Source organism: Methanolobus sp. WCC1 (genome assembly GCF_045690315.1).
Classification (GTDB): Archaea; Halobacteriota; Methanosarcinia; order Methanosarcinales; family Methanosarcinaceae; genus Methanolobus; species Methanolobus tindarius.
In genome coordinates this window covers 2,109,193-2,126,387 of record NZ_CP146979.1, presented here as the reverse complement: position 1 = coordinate 2,126,387, position 17,195 = coordinate 2,109,193, and the positions used below count along the sequence as shown (strand labels likewise).

The following is a 17,195-nucleotide window of genomic DNA, read 5'->3' as shown; positions in this document are numbered from 1 at the left end:
TATAAAATTACCTGAAAGAATAAAATACTTTTTGATGGGATTTATAAGGAGAATATAGTAATATTGAAAAAAGACCCGGAAAAATAAAATCAGATTATGAAAACTTTTTCACATCTTATTTTTCATCACAAAATCCACAAAACTACCTGCAAATTCCCTGTAAGAGCTTGCAACCAGATGTGCATAGCATCCAAGTGTATTATCAACAGTAAGTCCGTCCCAGCCATCAATTATGCCGGTTCCACGGGAAAGTTTGATGGCAAATTTTGAATCCATTGGAATCTCTGTAACTTCGGAGTGATGGAACTCATGACCACGGAAAGAATTTCCTGTTATACCAATAACAGAATCCATTGCAAGTTCACCAATATTGTAACTGACAACACGCTTGTGTCCCATTAGAGTGTGTCCGGGCAGTGCTCCAACCATTTCATGTGTGGATTCCGGCATCTCTGCCATGTGATGCGCTCCTTTGCCTTTCACCCCTGTACTGAGTTTCTCGGTCAGGTACATCAGGCCACCGCATTCTGCATAGATTGGCATGCCGGAGCGTGATGCATCAAGGATATCCTCACGCATGGTTACGTTTTCCTCAAGTTCGGCGGCGAAAAGTTCGGGATATCCGCCACCAAGGTAGAGTCCGTCAACATCCGGTAATTTGCTGTCATGTATCGGACTAAAGTATTTGATCTCCGCTCCTGCCATTTCAAGCAGTTCAAGATTGTCGTGATAATAGAAATTAAAAGCCTCATCAAGGGCAACACCAATAACCGGACGTTCAGTTTCCATCTCGCGTGGAGTAAAAACGGTTTTCGAAGGACGTTCTAAAGCCGGAGCAGCATGTGCCATTTCCAGAAGCCTGTCTATCTGGATTCCATCCTTGATTTTGTTTTTGATAAATTCGATTCTCTCATCGTAATTATCAGCACGGCGGCGTTCCTCAATTGCAGGAACAAGACCAAGGTGTCTCATGGAGATCTTCATGGAATTATTGCGGTGTATTACACCAATTACCGGAATGCCAGTATAATGCTCGATAGCTTCTGTGGCTTTTTTAGTGTGCCTCGGACCACCTATATTGTTGAGAATCACACCAACAATATTAACGTCTTTATCAAAGTCCTTGAAACCATTCACAAGAGCAGCTGCTGAGCGGGTAATGCTCCTTGCATTGATAATAAGGATTACAGAACATTTCAGAATCTTAGCTATCTGTGCAGTACTGCCTGTATCGGTAAAGCTGTCAAAGCCCTCATAAAGACCACGGACACCTTCGATAATAGCAATGTCTGCATCCTCACCAACTTCGACACCGTGAATGAAAACATCCCTGACACCCTCTTCATCCATCAGGAAACCATCAATATTGCGAGCCCTGCGGCCGGTAATTTCAGTATAATAGCTTGGGTCAATATAATCAAGCCCCACCTTGTAGGGTTGAACCTTATATCCGGCTTCAGTAAGTGCTGCAAGCAGGCCAATAGTGATTGTAGTTTTACCTGAGGATGAGCTTCCTGCTGACAGGAGTATTCTTGGGATTTCTCTTTTCCCGGAAGGCTGGGGAGTGTCAGACATTTTCATCAAACCTTAACGTGTAAGTTCACGCAGTCTTTCATCCTCAAGTGATGAAGGAAGCACTGAACTGTTGTTGGACATAATAGCATGTGCAAGCTCACGATAGACACTTGCAACAGGTGAATCCGGAGCTTTTTCAAGCACGGAATATCCATCTCTTTCACAGTCCTGAACTATCTGCTCCTTTGGAATAAATGCCATGAGCTTGCTGCCAATTTCCTCCGAGAACTTCCTCACGATTTCCTCTTCCCTTGTAACACTTCTGGAATTACAGATTATTCCGGAAAGTGGTGTGTCAATCTTGGCAAGTCCCTTGCAGATATTGTTTGCAGCATAAAGCGGCATGTATTCTCCGGATGTGAGGATGTAAGCCTCATTTACAAGTCCTTTGCGTATTGGTGCAACAAATCCGCCACACACGATATCCCCTGGAACATCATAGATTATGAGATCCATATCATCAATGGATTTGCACATCTGTCTGAGTTTCTGTATGGCAACAATGATTCCACGTCCTGCACAGCCAATTCCAGGCTCAGGTCCGCCGACTTCAACGCATTTTACGCCCTTGTAACCTTCGTGTACAATGTCTTCTTCCCTGACATCGATCTTCTGCCTGAGAAGGTCAAGAATTGTTGGAATTCTTTTACCGCCAAGAAGTGTAATGGATGAATCACTCTTTGGATCACATCCGATGATCATAACTTTGAATCCTTCATCGGCACAGGCTGCTGCAACATTGGAAGCGGTGCTGGATTTTCCAATCCCGCCTTTACCGTAAATGGCTATTCTTTTCTGTTCCATCAGGCTTCCTCCGTGTTTTGCATATCCTTTACAACTTCACGCATTGTTGCACCAAACTCAGACTCAACGATGTTGCTTACACCAAGTGTCTTTGGATGCAGATCAATTTCCACAATAACATTTGAGTGTCCCATGTCTTTTAGTGGGAATACCTGTCTTGGCCCGTTTGTCACGGAGATTACATCCATATTCCGGAGATTGTCCATTGGAATGGCATGGGGCACGCCGGTAATGACGGCAAAGTCAAAGTCACTGTATTTTTCAGCAATAAGTTTACTGACCTTTTCACCTGCTATAGGGTACTCGTCCATACCGCCGATAATCTCGTGGATTTCAATTCCTTTTTCCTTGAAATCATTCACAATATATGTTGCATGCTGGCGTACACGTGGCAGACCAAGTGTATCATCAATATTTGCCATGTTGATGACGTTCTCTGCAACACCAAGCTGCTCAGCTACTTCGTTGATGGCAACGGTAATATCTGCGAACATGTAACCCGTTTCCTTCTTTGCGTTCATGATCGTCAGGCATTTCTTTCCTTCTTTCAGGTAATTGATTACCTTTTCAGCAACCTTGTATTTCAGATCACCACGGGATGGGACAAGATATTCCTTACTTGCTGCACCATGGCGTTTCTCAACATTGGTTGCTTCTGTAAGCAGGACTTTCTGCCTGTCAAGTTCCTCATCAGTAATTACTCCTGCATCACATGCAGATTCAAGTGCAATAAGAACACCTTTGGTATTATTCGGGTATCCTGCATGTACTTCCACACCTATCACAGGCACGTCAAGATTTGCGTCCTTAACAGGCTCGCTTAATTCCTCGCCAATGATCATACTGACACATGTCCCAACAACTCCAATGAGTTTAGGATTAAACATTTCGTTAACTTTTGTAAGCAGGGATGAAAGCTCATCACGTCCACCGAAAACAAAGCCATTTTCATCAAGGGCTGTTGTTACAACATGTATGCCGTCTTCCTCAAGCAGCCTTGCATGTTTAAATGAGCATCCTGGTGGACCATGAAGTATTGCAACATCAACATTCAGGTCTCGCAGTGTGTATAAAGCAGCCACAATAGAACTGGGCCGTGGGTGTATTATAGAAATATCTTTTTCAGCCATATTTATCCCGATAAACTTGGTTGATTCTTGTAAATTATTATAATTTTGTAATTTCGTAATAAATAGTATACTTATTACAAGTCGGTTTTTCTGCACTATCTATATCCTTATTGTATAAAAGGACTAATCATAGTCAATAAACTAAAGGTGGGTAACTCTCACCTGAAGCATTTCACACATGATAGGATGATGTCTTTCTCAGAGGCCATTGATGCAGCAATTTCAAGTCCTTCTTCAAGTCCGCTGGCATATGTGAAACTGCCATTCCCAATATTCTGCATCCTTTCTCCGACAAGTATCAGCTTTGAAAGTTCATCACTGCGCCGAATAGCAAACTCAGAAACCTGTTCCGGTGGAAGGCCTTCACATACCTGTGCAGCTTCTTCTCCCAACACCATTATAATACCTGACTTCCTGTTCCCAAGCTTGGTCAAAGCATAGTCAAGCGAGCGCTCTGCAGATTTAATATCCATGCCTGAGTTAGAATTATCAATGAGCACTCTGCCAGAAAGTTCTTTTTCCTGCATTCTTCCCTGAAGTCCTTCAAAAGAACAAATGACTTTTATAATATCCTGTTCGGAAATTCCCAGATTCAAAGCAACTGATGTTGATACTGCAAAAGCTGTTGCATATGATTTTGAATTATATTTCTCAGATAACTTAGCTGAGAAAATCCCATTTTCATTCCTGAATATAACACTGGAATTGTCGCTTTCACTAACAATATCAGCCGCAATGTCTGCATTTTTGTAATCAGCGCCGGAATATTCCGAATCTCCAAATGTGAAAACCGTTCTTCCATATTTATTTGCCATTTCCTGAGTTTTCCTGTCTTTGATATTAAGGAAAAATATCTCTTCTGAATTGGCATAGGAAAGAACGTTCATTTTTGCATCGCTGGAATTTGAAGTTGATGCAGCAATAGGATAATCCGGCTCAAGCGTTGTAATGATTCCTATATCTGCAAAACCTGTCAGACCGATGGAAACCTCAAAAATGTAGCAGTCTGCTGAAACTTCAAGTTCTCCCAGTTTGTCGATTGCAAGCAGAATACTTCCCGGTGCAATGCTAAGTCCTAAGTTTAATATTCTGCATTGTCCCTTTTTCCACAATTCCAGACCTCTGGATGTGTGAAGCACAACTTTCATTTTCTGCGAAAGCATTTCGGCGAGCAGGGATGCTGAACTGGTTTTAGCTTTTGAACCGGTGATTTCTATGACAGTTCCTCTCTCAGGCCATCCTTTTATGGACAATATGTTGCCAACTGCCTGATGGTGAGTAAGTATTGTTATGCCTTTTTTTCTGGCTTCACTAAGTACAGGATATTCTGGGTCAAGATGTGCAGGACTTATCACAAGGTCATTATCATTAATTGATATTGGTTCCTTTGATACTTTTATACCATACTTCTCTTCCAGTTCCTGAAGCACTTTTTCATCAACTGTTTTGTAAACATCAACTGCGGTAACAGGATAACTCATCTCTGCAAGTTTTGTAGCAATAATAATTCCTGCATGTGTAAGGTCAAGGACAATAATTCCTGAAGCGTCCTGAAATCCTATTTTGGAAAGATCCATATTATCAATTGAAGGCATAGTAAGTATAAAAAGAACAAAAGAAAACGATTGTTTTTAGTCAGATCAAGAATGTAATGTAGGAAATATGAGAGTAGAGAGTTTAAAATCCTCAACTCTCATCGTCTTCTTCATCATTCTTATAACTGTCAGAGCCTACCATCGCGGCTGCTATTGAGTCAATTCCATCAAGCCATTCAGCAACAAGTCCGTATGGAACTTCTTCCATGACCTTTTCAGTAAGCTCCTTTCCGCTGAGAACAAGGGCACCTATCTCTGCAACAGTGCCAATAGCAATCTCTATGTCATCAGAGCTTTCAGCTTCAAGAGCTACCTTAACGAGATCAGATATCTCTGCGTTTTCGTCATAATCTCCACTCAGGTATGCTTCGCATGCTGCAAAGCTTCCCATGAGGGATGTCTGGAGTGATTCGATCATCATGTCCGCATCTTCAGATATTGGATCAATCTCTGCAAGAGCTATATCCCTGATATCTGCGATGGAGAGCATTGCAGTTTCCGGTGAGATCTGCCCGTTCTCGCACTTTGCAATTATTTTGAGACATGCAAGGATGATGTCATCTTCCATATTTACGAAGATTGCACCTTCTTTTCCCTGTGGCTCATCGGATTCATCGAATTTGAAATCACATTCCTTTACCTGGTTGACCCAGTTGTTCCAGCGTTCCGCTGTATAAAAGTCCTGATGGAATACATCACCTTCCGTCCCTGACATTCAATTACCTCTATGTGATATTAATTTATTATAATAGTTAGTTATAGTTGTTATTCGAAATTTTACTTACACTTACGATTTCCTTTTTATATAAAAGATGTTCGCAACGGAACTATAGTTTCAGTTCCACCTTCTTAAGAGAGCATCCGGACACCATTCCCTCTTCCATTGGGCCAAGTACTTTAATGACAGTACATTTGTCCCCTTCTTTAAGACCTTCAGGATAAAGGATATCATATACGCTGTCATCAAACTCCTTACATTTTGGAAGTTCGTAGCTTACTTTTGAACCTACAACAGCCTTGCGTGATTCAATTGCTGCAACTATTGGTGAAGTTTCGACATCAACGGTAAGTACTCCGCCCTCGTGTATGAAACACTCATGAACTGTGTCACCTCTTATCTTTGCAACACGATACTTTCTACCAGGCTCCAGATTCATACATGTTCTCCTGAGCTTGCATTTTTTGCACTCGCGGGACTCACCCATAAATACGAAGTCTTCGCCTTCTTTTGCAAGCCTTGAGCCTATAAGTGTAATGGTAGTATCATTTGTCATATAATCACCTTGATTTTACTGATTAGGATATTTTACAGTAATTATGAAATAACTTTTGTTAAGCGTGCGACTTTCTCGGCAGCTTCAGGAGTCAGACCTGTACCGAGTATCGTGTATCTTTCCGGACGTATCTCATGTGCAACAAGAAGCGCCTCTAATATATATCTATCTTCTATCCCGAGTTCACTGGCAGTTGTAGGAGCTCCGATTATCTCCAGGCATTCCTTTATCTTCTTCCAGTCACCACCATGCAGATACATCATCATTATTGTTCCCACGCCACATTGTTCTCCGTGCAGGGCGGAATTAGGTGCAACCATATCGAGTGCATGACTGAACATGTGTTCTGAGCCTGACGCAGGTCTGGAAGAACCTGCAATGCTCATTGCAACTCCGCTGGATACAAGCGCCTTTACAACAATCCTTACAGAACTTTCAAGTTCCGGTTTGATGTCCTCCGGAGAATCCATCAGAATCTGTGCCGTCATTCTGGAGAGTGTTGCTGCATATTCACTGAATGGTTCGTTTCTAAGCCTGTGAGCCATTTCCCAGTCAAGGACAGCAGTATAATTAGAAATTATATCGCCGCATCCTGCTGCAAGTAAACGGTATGGGGCTTTTGCTATGATACTTGTATCTGCCACCACTGCCATTGGTGCATTTACTTCAATTGAAGCTTTTTTACCTTTATCATGTATAGAGGCCCTGGAAGAGACGATTCCATCATGTGATGCAGCAGTTGGTACACTTATAAACGGCAGGTCAAGTTTTGTGGCTGCAAGTTTTGCAACATCAATGGATTTACCACTTCCAACACCAATAAGATATCTGGAATTTGCTTCCGTTGCCAGTTCTACAATTTTGTTGACCTCTGTCATGGAAGCTTCTTTTGAAGAAGCTATTGAAGGGTCATAGCCACAGTCATTAAGGATATCATGTACAACATCTCCAGCTATCCTTTTAGTATTATGTCCCGTAACAATAAAGGCTCCTTCATTGAGTTTGAGGTCATTACATACATCCTTCAGATCATAAATAACATCAGGACCGACAACAACATCTCTTGGTAACTGCATCCATTTTTTTTTGCCTTGTGTGGGAATCACTTAATATACCTGCCAGAAACTGTATAGCTTATTTAGTTATGTGGAAATTCGTTGCAGAGATAATAAATAATATCAAATGAGTACAGGTCTCCAGATGACCTGCCCTTTAAGCAGGAAAAATCTTTTGATACACTCTACATTTCCCATAAACTATTAAATGTTAGTTGTATTAGGATATTCCTATATTATGTTACTGCTGTGATTATAATGCCATTCATAGATAAAGTTACCCAATTCATTAACGAATATTATATAGACCCGATACTGCATGATAGTGGCTACAATATCGTTAATACTATCACATGGGCAATAGTGCTGGGAATTTGTATTTTCGGCGTTGTAAAGCTGTTGAAAAAACTGGATATCGAGATTAATGACAGGTTTACAGTATCCGTGATTCCTTTTATCCTCGCAGGCTCTTCGATGAGAGTTTTAGAAGATACGGGAATACTCACGCATCCTTTGAGTTATTTATTCATAACTCCAAACATCTATTTTGTGGTATTTGCCATTACAGTGTTCTTCCTGGTACTTTCCAGGTGGATTGTCAAATTAAAAGGAACAGGTGACTACAGACAGCTATTTGCCGGATTCGGACTTGCCTGGTTTGCAGTTAATCTTTCAATACTTTTCTACCTGGAAGATCTGACTCGTCCATGGGTCCCTATCTTTGTTCTTGGTGCAGCCAGTCTGATAGTAATATTATTAAAAGCGATATTTGACCGCATAGATTTTGACCTTCTCAAAAGCAAGGTCAATATCGCTATTCTATGGGTCCACCTGATGGATGCATCTTCTACCATTGCAGGAATTGACTTTTTGGGATACTACGAAAAGCATGTTGTTCCATCATACCTGATAGACCTTACAGGGACTGCTTTTGTGATGTATCCGTTAAAACTATCTATATTCATTCCGGTATTATATGTACTGGATAATCATTTTGATGAGGACGAGGAATCTGAGACATTAAAGACATTCCTGAAACTTGTGATTATAGTCCTTGGATTATCTCCTGCCTGCAGGAATACAATCAGAATGGCATTTGGAGTATGATCAATGCACGATGAAAATGTAAGAGAGATATTCAGGACATATATCAATGAGTTAAAACCATTTGTGCTCTTTAGTTTTGTAGCATTTTTAATATCAGCTATCGTAGGCTATGTATATTATGCCACAAATCCTTCCTATGCACTTGATTCTCTGGGCGGACTCGAGGAACTTGCAGAAATGCTCCAGGGCCTTTCAGCAATTGAAATAATGCTGCTTATTTTTGTGAACAATGCCGTGAAAATGTTCTTCTCGGTCCTTTTGGGTTTTGCTCTTGGTATCGTTCCTCTGGGATTCCTTGTGTTAAATGGTTTTGTCATTGGCATATTTGCACATTATCAGACTGCAGAGAATGGAGCTCTTTTTGTGATTGCAGGTCTTACACCTCATGGGATTATCGAGGTTCCAATGTTGATAATCTCTTCTGCGGTAGGTATGAAAATAGGATACACAGCGTTTCAGGCTCTGCGCTCTGAACCTGTTGACCTTAAAGCTGAAATTATCAGGGGAATTAAATTTTATCTCCACTGGCTGTTCCCACTTATATTCCTTGCAGCAGTGATAGAGACTTTCATAACACCCGTGGTTATCTACATGGTAAGCGGGATTTGAACTTAATTTAGTCATTTATATACTACAGGCGTAAACAGGTTTATTAACACCAAATACAATGTCTGGGCAAAATCGAGGGTAAATAATGATTGACAGAAAAGAGATCTCAGAGATCATTGAAGATTATGATTTAGATAAGGTCAAGATCGGTGCTGTGGCGTCACATTCAGCACTTGATATCTTTGACGGGGCAATTGAAGAGGATTTCAGGACTTTTGCTGTTTGCCAGCAGGGACGTGAGAAAACCTATACTGATTATTTCAAGTCACAGAGAGACAGCAATGGTAAGGTTGTCCGTGGTATTGTGGACGAGCACATTATGCTGAATAAGTTCAGTGAAACCACAAGTGCAGATGTCCAGAAGAAACTCATAGAAGAAAATGTGCTTTTCATTCCTAACCGTTCATTCACATCATACTGTGGTATCGATGAAGTAGAGAACGATTTCAAAGTACCTCTTGTCGGAAGTAGGAACATGCTCCGCAGTGAAGAGAGGGGTATGGAACGCGACTATTACTGGCTCCTTGAGAAGGCAGGCCTGCCATTCCCTGAAAGGATCAACGATCCACAGGATATTGAGGAACTTGTAATGGTAAAGCTTCCTCACGCAGTAAAGAAGCTTGAAAGAGGTTTCTTCACAGCAGGGACCTATGAAGAATACCAGCAGAAGGCACAGTCACTGCTCAAACAGGGTGTCATCACCCAGGATGCACTTGACAACGCAAGAATTGAGCGTTATGTAATCGGTCCAGTTTTTAACTTTGATATGTTCTACTCACCAGTTGAGACCGAGATGAGCCAGCTTGAGATTCTTGGTATTGACTGGCGTTTTGAAACAAGTCTTGACGGACACGTACGTCTTCCAGCACCACAGCAGATGACACTTGCAGAACACCAGCTTACGCCTGAATATACAGTTTGTGGTCATAACTCAGCAACCCTCAGGGAATCACTTCTTGAGAAGGTCTTTGAGCTTTCCCAGAAATACATTGATGCTGCAAAGAAGCACTATGACCCTGGAGTAATCGGTCCGTTCTGTCTCCAGACATGTGTTGATAAGGATCTTAACTTCTACATATATGATGTAGCACCACGTGTTGGCGGTGGAACAAATGTCCACATGTCAGTTGGTCACCCCTATGGAAATACAACATGGAGAAAGCCAATGAGTACAGGTCGCCGTGTTGCCTTTGAAATAAGAAGAGCAATTGAGACAGACCAGCTTGATAAGATTATCACATAATTTTATCTTTTAGCCCGGTCAGGGTTTATTCTGGCGGGTTCCGGCTAACCTGGCCGGACTTATTTTTATTTATTGCTTTTGAGAATAATAATATACGGAAAGTAATAATAGTCTTTTTATATAATTATTTGCATAATACAATTCACATGCAGATTGACAGAGTTCCTACGGGCATAAAAGAACTTGATGAAATACTCGAAGGTGGTTATCCTGCACAACAGGGCATCCTGGTGAGTGGTCCTCCTGGTTCTGGTAAAAGTATCCTTGCAACCCATTTCCTTTACAGGTCATGTCAGGATGGGAAAAAATGCGTACTTATGCTTACCCAGGTCAATGTAGAAAGTTTTCTTGAACAGGCTCAGAGCATTGGGATAGATTTCAGTTCATGCATTGAAAAAGGGACTCTGCAAATTAACAAATCCTTTGAAACCAGGACAAATAAGATCTACAATGCTGCAAGACATGGAAGTGGAATCGGATTTCTGGAAAAAGACTGTGTGCAGAGTGTTCAGGATATTCCCGAGGACACGGAAATTGTGGTTATTGATAATCTGGATATGCTCTCTCTTTACCATGATATGGAAGAGTTTGCGGATAAGTTCTTTACTATAAATGATATCCTTTTTGATAAAAAATGCACAACTCTTTTTTTGATAGGCCAGGAAGAGAGCGGACAAAAACTGGCTATCGCGCAGCACACTTCTTTTGGTAATATTGAGCTAAGTGTTATCAAAGATAGTGTTACAGGAAAAGGCATGCGGCAAATGTATATACCTAAAATGAGGTGTACTTATCTCTCACTGGAACCTCTTAATTACAAAATAAGTAATCAGGGTATAAAGATTGAGAAGATTTTCCAGAGGGATGAGATAGTAAATGATGCGATCAATTCTTTGATTTGATCGGTCGTCTTTCTTCTGTTCCGGATTTAAATTATAGTAAATTATATACCTTATTAAAAGAATAAGGCATGGTTTGCCATACCAACAGGTATTTGCATTTTCTGGTCTGTTCGAAATCATTTAAATATGATTAATCGAATGATAGACCACAAATCTAAACAGGTAATCCGTTAAAACTTATACTGAAATTATTACACTTTTAAAATATTGCCCAACCGGGAGGGAAATCAAAAATTGAGTCAACCTTGTGTTAATATCGGCATGGTAGGACATGTCGACCATGGAAAAACCACACTTGTCAGCGCGCTGTCAGGAGTGTGGACAGATACCCATAGCGAAGAGATGAAGCGTGGAATATCTATCAGACTGGGCTATGCAGACACCACTTTCAGGAAGTGTCCAAATTGTCCGGAACCTCAGTGTTATACTGTAGAGAAGACCTGTCCGGGATGCGGAGAAGCATCCGAAGAGCTAAGAACCGTATCTTTTGTAGATGCTCCAGGTCACGAGACACTGATGGCTACTATGCTGTCCGGTGCAGCTATTATGGACGGTGCTATTCTTGTTATTGCGGCAAACGAAACATGTCCGCAACCACAGACAAAGGAACACCTGATGGCACTGAACATCATCGGAATCAAGAACATTGTTATCGTGCAGAACAAGATAGACCTAGTACCGAAGGAAAAGGTCATCGAACACTATCACCAGATTAAGGAATTTGTGAAGGGAACAGTTGCTGAGGATGCACCAATTGTGCCAATATCCGCACAGCAGAACATAAATGTCGATGCTCTTATCATGACAATGGAAGAGAAGATCCCTACACCAGTTCATAAGATAGACAAGCCACCTCACATGCTTATTGCAAGATCATTTGATATCAACAAGCCAGGAACACCAATCAAGAAAATAACAGGTGGTGTCATAGGCGGTACGCTTACAGAAGGCATACTGCATCCGGGTGATGAACTAGAGGTCAAGCCAGGTAGAAAGGTTGAGAGTGATGGTATGACCAGATGGGAACCAATTGTTACAAAGGTCTCACTTGTAGTTGCCGGAAAGGACAATGTTGAAGAAGCAACTCCCGGAGGATTGCTTGCAGTAGGCACAACACTTGATCCTACACTTACAAAGAGTGATTCACTTACAGGACAGGTAGCAGGTCTCCCTGGAACTTTGCCACCAACCCGTGATGACCTCAAACTTGAACTTCACCTGCTTGAGAGGGTCGTAGGAGTTTCCGATGAAGAAGTTATCGGACCTATAAAGACCAGTGAGCCATTGATGCTGAATGTAGGCACAGCAACCACAGTTGGTGTAGTTACCAGTGCACGTAAGGACATTGCAGAAGTCAAGCTGAAAAGACCTGTCTGTGCTGAAGGAGAGTCCATGGTTGCTATAAGCAGACGTGTAGGCTCACGCTGGAGACTGATTGGTGTAGGAGTTATCAAGGATTGAAGGTAATTATTGATACTAATGCGTTAATGATCCCCGTCCAGTTCAAAGTAGATATTTTTGAAGAGCTGAAACGTCTTGGATTTGATGTCCATCTCGTTCCAACGGCTGTTATCACTGAACTGGACAACCTGATCAAAAATCTTAAAGGACAGGACAGGATTGCAGCAAAAGTTGCCAGGTCAATGGCACAGAGGTGTGAGACCATCCGTGCAGATGGGCATGCTGATGATGTCATTCTGGAAATGGCCATGGACCTTGATGCTGCAGTACTGACCAATGATATAGGGCTCAGAAGAAGACTTGAACAGGAAAATATCCCGGTTATCTGCCTGCGTCAGAAAAACAGGCTTGAGATTGTATCATAGGTCATGATAGGTCAGTTTAAAATCATATAAGTTGTTATATAATTATACAGGATTATTGGAGTTTTTCATATGTATAAAAAGATGAAGCTTGCCGATACTATTCGTGTTGCACCAGATCTTTTAGGCAAGGATGTTAACGAGAATGTCAAGAATGCTCTGAAACACAAGCTTGAGGGCAGAATAGACAAGGAAATTGGTGCTATCGTTGCTATCACACAGATAAATGAAATCGGTGAAGGTCATATCCTTGTAGGTGACGGTGCAGTATACTACGATGTAAACTTTGATGCAATCGTCTTTGTGCCAACTATCCAGGAAGTTATTGAGGGTGAAGTTGTCGAGACCGTTGACTTTGGTGCTTTTGTAAGTATTGGAGCAATGGATGGCCTCCTGCACGTAAGTCAGGTTACTGATGATTTCATGTCATATGACGGAAAGAATGGCAGGCTTGTCAGCAAGAATGGTGGCAGGGCACTTTCTGAAGGTGATAAGATCAGGGCACGTATCGTTGCTGTGAGTATCAATGAAAGAGAACCAAGGGAAAGTAAGATTGGACTGACAATGCGTCAGCATTCCCTGGGTAAGTTCGAATGGCTGGAAGATGCCAGAAGGCCTTCCGCTGAGAAAGAGTAAACAAAACCGGAGTGCTTTAGATGAGTGAACAGGTTTGTAGGGAATGCCACAGAATCATTAATGGTCAGACATGTCCTATTTGTGGTTCAAGCAATCTCAGTGCTGACTGGAGTGGTATGGTAATTATCATAGATCCGGAACGCTCTGAAATTGCAAAGAAAATTGATGTGAAAGTCCCGGACAGATATGCATTGAAGGTGCGCTAATTGGGCCTTGAGCTTACTTTGCCCGAAACATTACGTCCTCGTTTTCGGGAAAGTTTTGGATGTCTTTACAGAGGTAAAGGCGCCGATACCATTGAAAAACTTTCAGTGGATCTTGGTAGTCCCACAAAACTTATATCCGTGGGTGATGTTACTACCTTCCACTTGCTCAATCATGGAATAATTCCGGACATCCTTGTAGTGGATGACCGAACAAAACGCGGTCCGGCTTCAGATCGGGTCGTGGTGGGTACCAAGCATAAGGGGTTCACCGAAATATCCGTTGACAATCCAGCAGGGGTCATAACCGAAGATTTGATAGATGCCGTAGGAAATGCGCTGAAATCAGATGAACATGTCAGGATATTTGTGCGCGGCGAGGAGGACCTTGCGGCTGTACCTGCAATTCTTATGGCACCGGAAGGTTCAGCTGTTCTTTACGGACAGCCGGACGAAGGTGTTGTACTTGTTAAGATAACATCAGATAAAAAGGAACAAATGGAGGATCTGTTAACGGCAATACTTGACGGACAGAGCTTCACTAATCAGGAAATAGAAACTATTCGGAGGAAACTGAATGGATATCAAAATCATTAAAGAAAAAAATAATGCGCTCCTTAACAGGCGTGAATTAAACCTTGCAGTTACATTCGATGGTGCAACACCATCAAGAAACGATGTTAAAGCTAAACTCGCAGCTATGCTCAATGTACCACTGGAACTTGTCATTGTACAGAAGATGAACAATGAGTTCGGTAAACAGGAAATGAATGTATACGTCAAGATCTATGAAGATGCAGCTCGCATGAAACAGGTAGAGGAAGCATATGTTCTTGAAAGGAACAAGCTCCCTGAGCCTGAAGTAGTTGAGGAAGAAGAAGCTCCTGCTGAGGAAGCAGCTGAAGAAACCACAGAGGAATAATCATGGCAGTAAAAGACTACTATAAAGTAAGCGGCGATTCCATTGAGCGCACACACCAGTCCTGCCCACGCTGCGGTGAGGGAGTTTTCCTTGCAGAGCACAAGGACAGACGTTCATGCGGTAAGTGTGGATACACTGAGTTCAAGAAATAATATTATTCTTTTCAGCAACCCAATGGGTTGCTTTATTTTGTTTATTCTTTTAATTTTCTTATTTTTTGTGTACAGTAGATATACTGTGTATATGTAAGTTTTTATTTTTCCTGAATGATCAAATATTCTTGCGTTTAATGTTTTACACTAATTTTTTTCTTATTTTTACTTGTATGGGAACAGTCATTTTCAAGCTATATAATATGTATTAATTTATTTTATTTTTATTATACATTACTCGGTGGTACATCAAGAATTTTTGTAGCTCTTGCTATCCTTTTTTTGTAAGAACAATCCGAAAGGTTTAATACTAAGTACTATGTTTGCATATATTAGTCTCTAAACAAACAAAAATTAAGTTAACAATAAGTTGCATCATTATATTGTAGATACAATTTATTGAATAAAATATGATACTTAGGAAATTGTTGATACATACAATCTATTAGCAGGGGGATATTATGAGCTACGTATATGCGGCCGTAATCGGCATACTGATAGGCATCTTCATCTTCGGTTTAAAGACCGGAGTTGGATGTGGCTTTTCGACGGTAAAGAAAAAAGATGTTCTAATACTTGCAAGTGGTTATTTCCTTATCTCTGTTATACTTGGAAGTCTTGTAGAAATGGTGGATCAGTCATATCTTGAAGGTATTGCAAGCCTTGGAATGACATTGCACGTTTTCATTGCACTGGTTCTTATTGGTGCAGGCATTTATACACAAAAAAAATGGAACTGCGGTCATGATGTTTCAAAGAAGACTTTCCTTGTAATTTCAGTCCCCTGTCCTGTATGTCTTACAGCTCTTTTCGTATCATGTATGATACTGGCTTCAACTCTTGAAATAAGCGGATGGAAGGTTGGAGTTATTGTAGGACTTGTATTTTTCATTTCAGTAATATCATCAACATTCGTCTTCAGGATGATGAAACGTACACCTGAAGATCTTGGAACTGCAATGATGTTCCTGGGGCTTTTCTATCTTCTCGGAGCAATGATAGTTCCTGCTTATATCAAGGCAAAAAAACTCAGCATGGCACTAAACTGTGGTGGAGATTTCGAGATAGTTCCTCTGTTGATATTATCTATATTCATAATTGGAGGCTATGCACTCAATAGCATAAGAGGTCAATAAAAATGGATGCTACTTCTACGTTGTTTGGTATATTATACACATTTTCAGCATCATTGCTGTATCCGGTAATTATTATCCTGATATTGCTTGTGGTATTTTCTTTGATGCTTATAGGGGAATTCCTCTCAGAGTATGCAAAAAGGCACAGAGATATTGAAAACCTTGAACTTTGCTGCAGTGCTGTCAGGGAACATGTAAGTTCTCAACAATATGATAAGGCAGCAAAGGCACTTCGCAATATTAAGCAGAATTTCATGGTTATGAGCTTTGCAGAATCCGCAGCTGGTCACCTTGAAAAGAACATGTTACCTGCCATTGAATGGCTTTCTCAGGAATATGAGATAAGGATGGCAAAAAGGCTGGAACAGACAAGGATTGTTGCAACAATCTCACCAATGCTTGGTCTTATGGGAACACTTATCCCACTGGGTCCTGCACTAATCGGCCTTTCACAGGGCGACATCGAGCAGCTTGCAAACAATCTTATGATTGCGTTTGCAACAACTGTAATCGGACTTTTTGCAGGTACAATCGGTTACGTTCTCACTCAGGTCAGGAAAAGATGGTACTGGCAGGACATGGCAGATATTGATTACATTCTTGACACCCTGGAGGTTGGAGAGTGACAAAGAGGAGTGTAAGAAGGCACAGACGAACAGGACTCATAAACAATGAGGATGAGCAGAACCCCTTAACCGGGGTTGCCAACCTCTTTGATATTGCCATGGTTTTCTCAGTTGCATTACTTGTAGCACTTGTTATGTCCTACCAGATGCCTGAGCTTCTCAATCCTACAGAGGATATCACTCTTGTAAAAAACCCTGGTCAAAAAGACATGCAGATTATTATTAAGGAAGAAGGCAAACCCATTGAGGTTCTGAATATGACCGATCAGATTGGTGGTGGTCAGGGTGAAGCGCTGGGCACTGCCTATAAATTAGCTGATGGAAGAGTTGTTTACGTACCTGAAGAAGAGGAAGGTGCAGAGGAGGTAGAAACCACTACTTCCGATTAATTTTTTTTCTAACA

21 protein-coding genes are annotated in these 17,195 nt (G+C 41.3%); 14 read left to right on the top strand and 7 right to left on the bottom strand.

The window, feature by feature from the left end; all coding sequences use genetic code 11:
- Positions 1-108: 108 nt before the first annotated feature.
- From cfbB to V7O61_RS10065, 7 genes are all read right to left on the bottom strand, one after another.
- Positions 109-1,575 carry a Ni-sirohydrochlorin a,c-diamide synthase gene (cfbB, locus tag V7O61_RS10095; protein ID WP_407281912.1) on the bottom strand — a complete coding sequence of 489 codons (1,467 nt, stop codon included), beginning with the start codon at positions 1,573-1,575 and terminating at the stop codon, positions 109-111.
- Between the two features lie 12 nt (positions 1,576-1,587).
- Positions 1,588-2,382: a Ni-sirohydrochlorin a,c-diamide reductive cyclase ATP-dependent reductase subunit gene (gene cfbC, locus V7O61_RS10090; protein WP_407283406.1), complete on the bottom strand. Its 795-nt coding sequence runs from the start codon at positions 2,380-2,382 to the stop codon at positions 1,588-1,590.
- Positions 2,379-3,509, bottom strand: coding sequence for a Ni-sirohydrochlorin a,c-diamide reductive cyclase catalytic subunit (gene cfbD / locus V7O61_RS10085; protein ID WP_407281913.1), 1,131 nt, complete (start codon positions 3,507-3,509; stop codon positions 2,379-2,381). Before cfbD ends, cfbC begins: the two co-directional genes overlap by 4 nt.
- A gap of 158 nt (positions 3,510-3,667) precedes the next feature.
- Positions 3,668-5,086 carry a coenzyme F430 synthase gene (cfbE, locus tag V7O61_RS10080; RefSeq protein WP_407281914.1) on the bottom strand — a complete coding sequence of 473 codons (1,419 nt, stop codon included), beginning with the start codon at positions 5,084-5,086 and terminating at the stop codon, positions 3,668-3,670.
- A gap of 109 nt (positions 5,087-5,195) precedes the next feature.
- A complete protein-coding gene (locus tag V7O61_RS10075; protein ID WP_023846131.1) occupies positions 5,196-5,819 on the bottom strand; it encodes a DUF2150 family protein in 624 nt (207 codons plus the stop codon).
- Positions 5,820-5,931: 112 nt separating this feature from the next.
- Entirely contained in the window at positions 5,932-6,378 is a 447-nt protein-coding gene (locus tag V7O61_RS10070) for a UPF0179 family protein (protein ID WP_023846132.1), read from the bottom strand.
- 41 nt (positions 6,379-6,419) lie between these two features.
- Complete coding sequence (locus V7O61_RS10065; protein ID WP_407281915.1) at positions 6,420-7,454, bottom strand: NAD(P)-dependent glycerol-1-phosphate dehydrogenase; 1,035 nt, start codon at positions 7,452-7,454, stop codon at positions 6,420-6,422.
- Positions 7,455-7,691: 237 nt separating this feature from the next.
- Between V7O61_RS10065 and V7O61_RS10060 the strand changes: the two genes are divergently transcribed.
- The 14 genes from V7O61_RS10060 to V7O61_RS09995 all read left to right on the top strand — a co-directional run bounded on the left by V7O61_RS10060 (position 7,692) and on the right by V7O61_RS09995 (position 17,181).
- Positions 7,692-8,540 (top strand): DUF63 family protein, encoded by an 849-nt coding sequence (locus tag V7O61_RS10060; RefSeq protein ID WP_407281916.1) that lies wholly within the window; start codon positions 7,692-7,694, stop codon positions 8,538-8,540.
- A gap of 3 nt (positions 8,541-8,543) precedes the next feature.
- Positions 8,544-9,149, top strand: coding sequence for a stage II sporulation protein M (locus V7O61_RS10055; RefSeq protein WP_407281917.1), 606 nt, complete (start codon positions 8,544-8,546; stop codon positions 9,147-9,149).
- A gap of 85 nt (positions 9,150-9,234) precedes the next feature.
- On the top strand, positions 9,235-10,392 hold the full coding sequence (locus V7O61_RS10050) for a formate--phosphoribosylaminoimidazolecarboxamide ligase family protein (protein WP_023846136.1): 1,158 nt from the start codon (positions 9,235-9,237) through the stop codon (positions 10,390-10,392).
- Positions 10,393-10,538: 146 nt separating this feature from the next.
- Positions 10,539-11,294, top strand: a complete 756-nt coding sequence (locus V7O61_RS10045; RefSeq protein ID WP_023846137.1) for an ATPase domain-containing protein — start codon at positions 10,539-10,541, stop codon at positions 11,292-11,294.
- Positions 11,295-11,528: 234 nt separating this feature from the next.
- Positions 11,529-12,755, top strand: coding sequence for a translation initiation factor IF-2 subunit gamma (locus V7O61_RS10040; protein ID WP_023846138.1), 1,227 nt, complete (start codon positions 11,529-11,531; stop codon positions 12,753-12,755).
- A complete protein-coding gene (locus V7O61_RS10035) occupies positions 12,752-13,120 on the top strand; it encodes a PIN domain-containing protein (protein ID WP_023846139.1) in 369 nt (122 codons plus the stop codon). Before V7O61_RS10040 ends, V7O61_RS10035 begins: the two co-directional genes overlap by 4 nt.
- A 69-nt stretch (positions 13,121-13,189) precedes the next feature.
- Positions 13,190-13,753, top strand: a complete 564-nt coding sequence (locus V7O61_RS10030) for a DNA-directed RNA polymerase (RefSeq protein ID WP_023846140.1) — start codon at positions 13,190-13,192, stop codon at positions 13,751-13,753.
- A gap of 20 nt (positions 13,754-13,773) precedes the next feature.
- Positions 13,774-13,959, top strand: coding sequence for a transcription elongation factor subunit Spt4 (gene spt4 / locus V7O61_RS10025; protein ID WP_023846141.1), 186 nt, complete (start codon positions 13,774-13,776; stop codon positions 13,957-13,959).
- On the top strand, positions 13,960-14,553 hold the full coding sequence (locus V7O61_RS10020; protein ID WP_023846142.1) for a GTP-dependent dephospho-CoA kinase family protein: 594 nt from the start codon (positions 13,960-13,962) through the stop codon (positions 14,551-14,553). It begins immediately after the preceding gene.
- The gene (locus tag V7O61_RS10015) at positions 14,534-14,878 is read left to right on the top strand and encodes a 30S ribosomal protein S24e (protein WP_023846143.1); all 345 of its coding nucleotides are present in this window, start codon (positions 14,534-14,536) and stop codon (positions 14,876-14,878) included. Before V7O61_RS10020 ends, V7O61_RS10015 begins: the two co-directional genes overlap by 20 nt.
- A gap of 2 nt (positions 14,879-14,880) precedes the next feature.
- The gene (locus V7O61_RS10010) at positions 14,881-15,030 is read left to right on the top strand and encodes a 30S ribosomal protein S27ae (protein WP_023846144.1); all 150 of its coding nucleotides are present in this window, start codon (positions 14,881-14,883) and stop codon (positions 15,028-15,030) included.
- Between the two features lie 461 nt (positions 15,031-15,491).
- The gene (locus V7O61_RS10005) at positions 15,492-16,166 is read left to right on the top strand and encodes a DUF2162 domain-containing protein (RefSeq protein WP_023846145.1); all 675 of its coding nucleotides are present in this window, start codon (positions 15,492-15,494) and stop codon (positions 16,164-16,166) included.
- 2 nt (positions 16,167-16,168) lie between these two features.
- Positions 16,169-16,792, top strand: coding sequence for a MotA/TolQ/ExbB proton channel family protein (locus V7O61_RS10000; RefSeq protein WP_023846146.1), 624 nt, complete (start codon positions 16,169-16,171; stop codon positions 16,790-16,792).
- Positions 16,789-17,181 carry a DUF2149 domain-containing protein gene (locus tag V7O61_RS09995; RefSeq protein WP_023846147.1) on the top strand — a complete coding sequence of 131 codons (393 nt, stop codon included), beginning with the start codon at positions 16,789-16,791 and terminating at the stop codon, positions 17,179-17,181. The genes V7O61_RS10000 and V7O61_RS09995 overlap by 4 nt, the downstream gene beginning before the upstream one ends.
- Positions 17,182-17,195: the final 14 nt, after the last annotated feature.

Bases quoted from the DNA above. Each gene is read 5' to 3' on its own strand.
- cfbB (WP_407281912.1), bottom strand. From the start codon at position 1,575: ATGTCTGACACTCCCCAGCCTTCCGGGAAAAGAGAAATCCCAAGAATA.
- cfbD (WP_407281913.1), bottom strand. From the start codon at position 3,509: ATGGCTGAAAAAGATATTTCTATAATACACCCACGGCCCAGTTCTATT.
- cfbE (WP_407281914.1), bottom strand. From the start codon at position 5,086: ATGGATCTTTCCAAAATAGGATTTCAGGACGCTTCAGGAATTATTGTC.
- V7O61_RS10075 (WP_023846131.1), bottom strand. From the start codon at position 5,819: ATGTCAGGGACGGAAGGTGATGTATTCCATCAGGACTTTTATACAGCG.
- V7O61_RS10070 (WP_023846132.1), bottom strand. From the start codon at position 6,378: ATGACAAATGATACTACCATTACACTTATAGGCTCAAGGCTTGCAAAA.
- V7O61_RS10065 (WP_407281915.1), bottom strand. From the start codon at position 7,454: ATGCAGTTACCAAGAGATGTTGTTGTCGGTCCTGATGTTATTTATGAT.
- V7O61_RS10060 (WP_407281916.1), top strand. From the start codon at position 7,692: ATGCCATTCATAGATAAAGTTACCCAATTCATTAACGAATATTATATA.
- V7O61_RS10055 (WP_407281917.1), top strand. From the start codon at position 8,544: ATGCACGATGAAAATGTAAGAGAGATATTCAGGACATATATCAATGAG.
- V7O61_RS10050 (WP_023846136.1), top strand. From the start codon at position 9,235: ATGATTGACAGAAAAGAGATCTCAGAGATCATTGAAGATTATGATTTA.
- V7O61_RS10045 (WP_023846137.1), top strand. From the start codon at position 10,539: ATGCAGATTGACAGAGTTCCTACGGGCATAAAAGAACTTGATGAAATA.
- V7O61_RS10030 (WP_023846140.1), top strand. From the start codon at position 13,190: ATGTATAAAAAGATGAAGCTTGCCGATACTATTCGTGTTGCACCAGAT.
- spt4 (WP_023846141.1), top strand. From the start codon at position 13,774: ATGAGTGAACAGGTTTGTAGGGAATGCCACAGAATCATTAATGGTCAG.
- V7O61_RS10015 (WP_023846143.1), top strand. From the start codon at position 14,534: ATGGATATCAAAATCATTAAAGAAAAAAATAATGCGCTCCTTAACAGG.
- V7O61_RS10010 (WP_023846144.1), top strand. From the start codon at position 14,881: ATGGCAGTAAAAGACTACTATAAAGTAAGCGGCGATTCCATTGAGCGC.
- V7O61_RS10005 (WP_023846145.1), top strand. From the start codon at position 15,492: ATGAGCTACGTATATGCGGCCGTAATCGGCATACTGATAGGCATCTTC.
- V7O61_RS10000 (WP_023846146.1), top strand. From the start codon at position 16,169: ATGGATGCTACTTCTACGTTGTTTGGTATATTATACACATTTTCAGCA.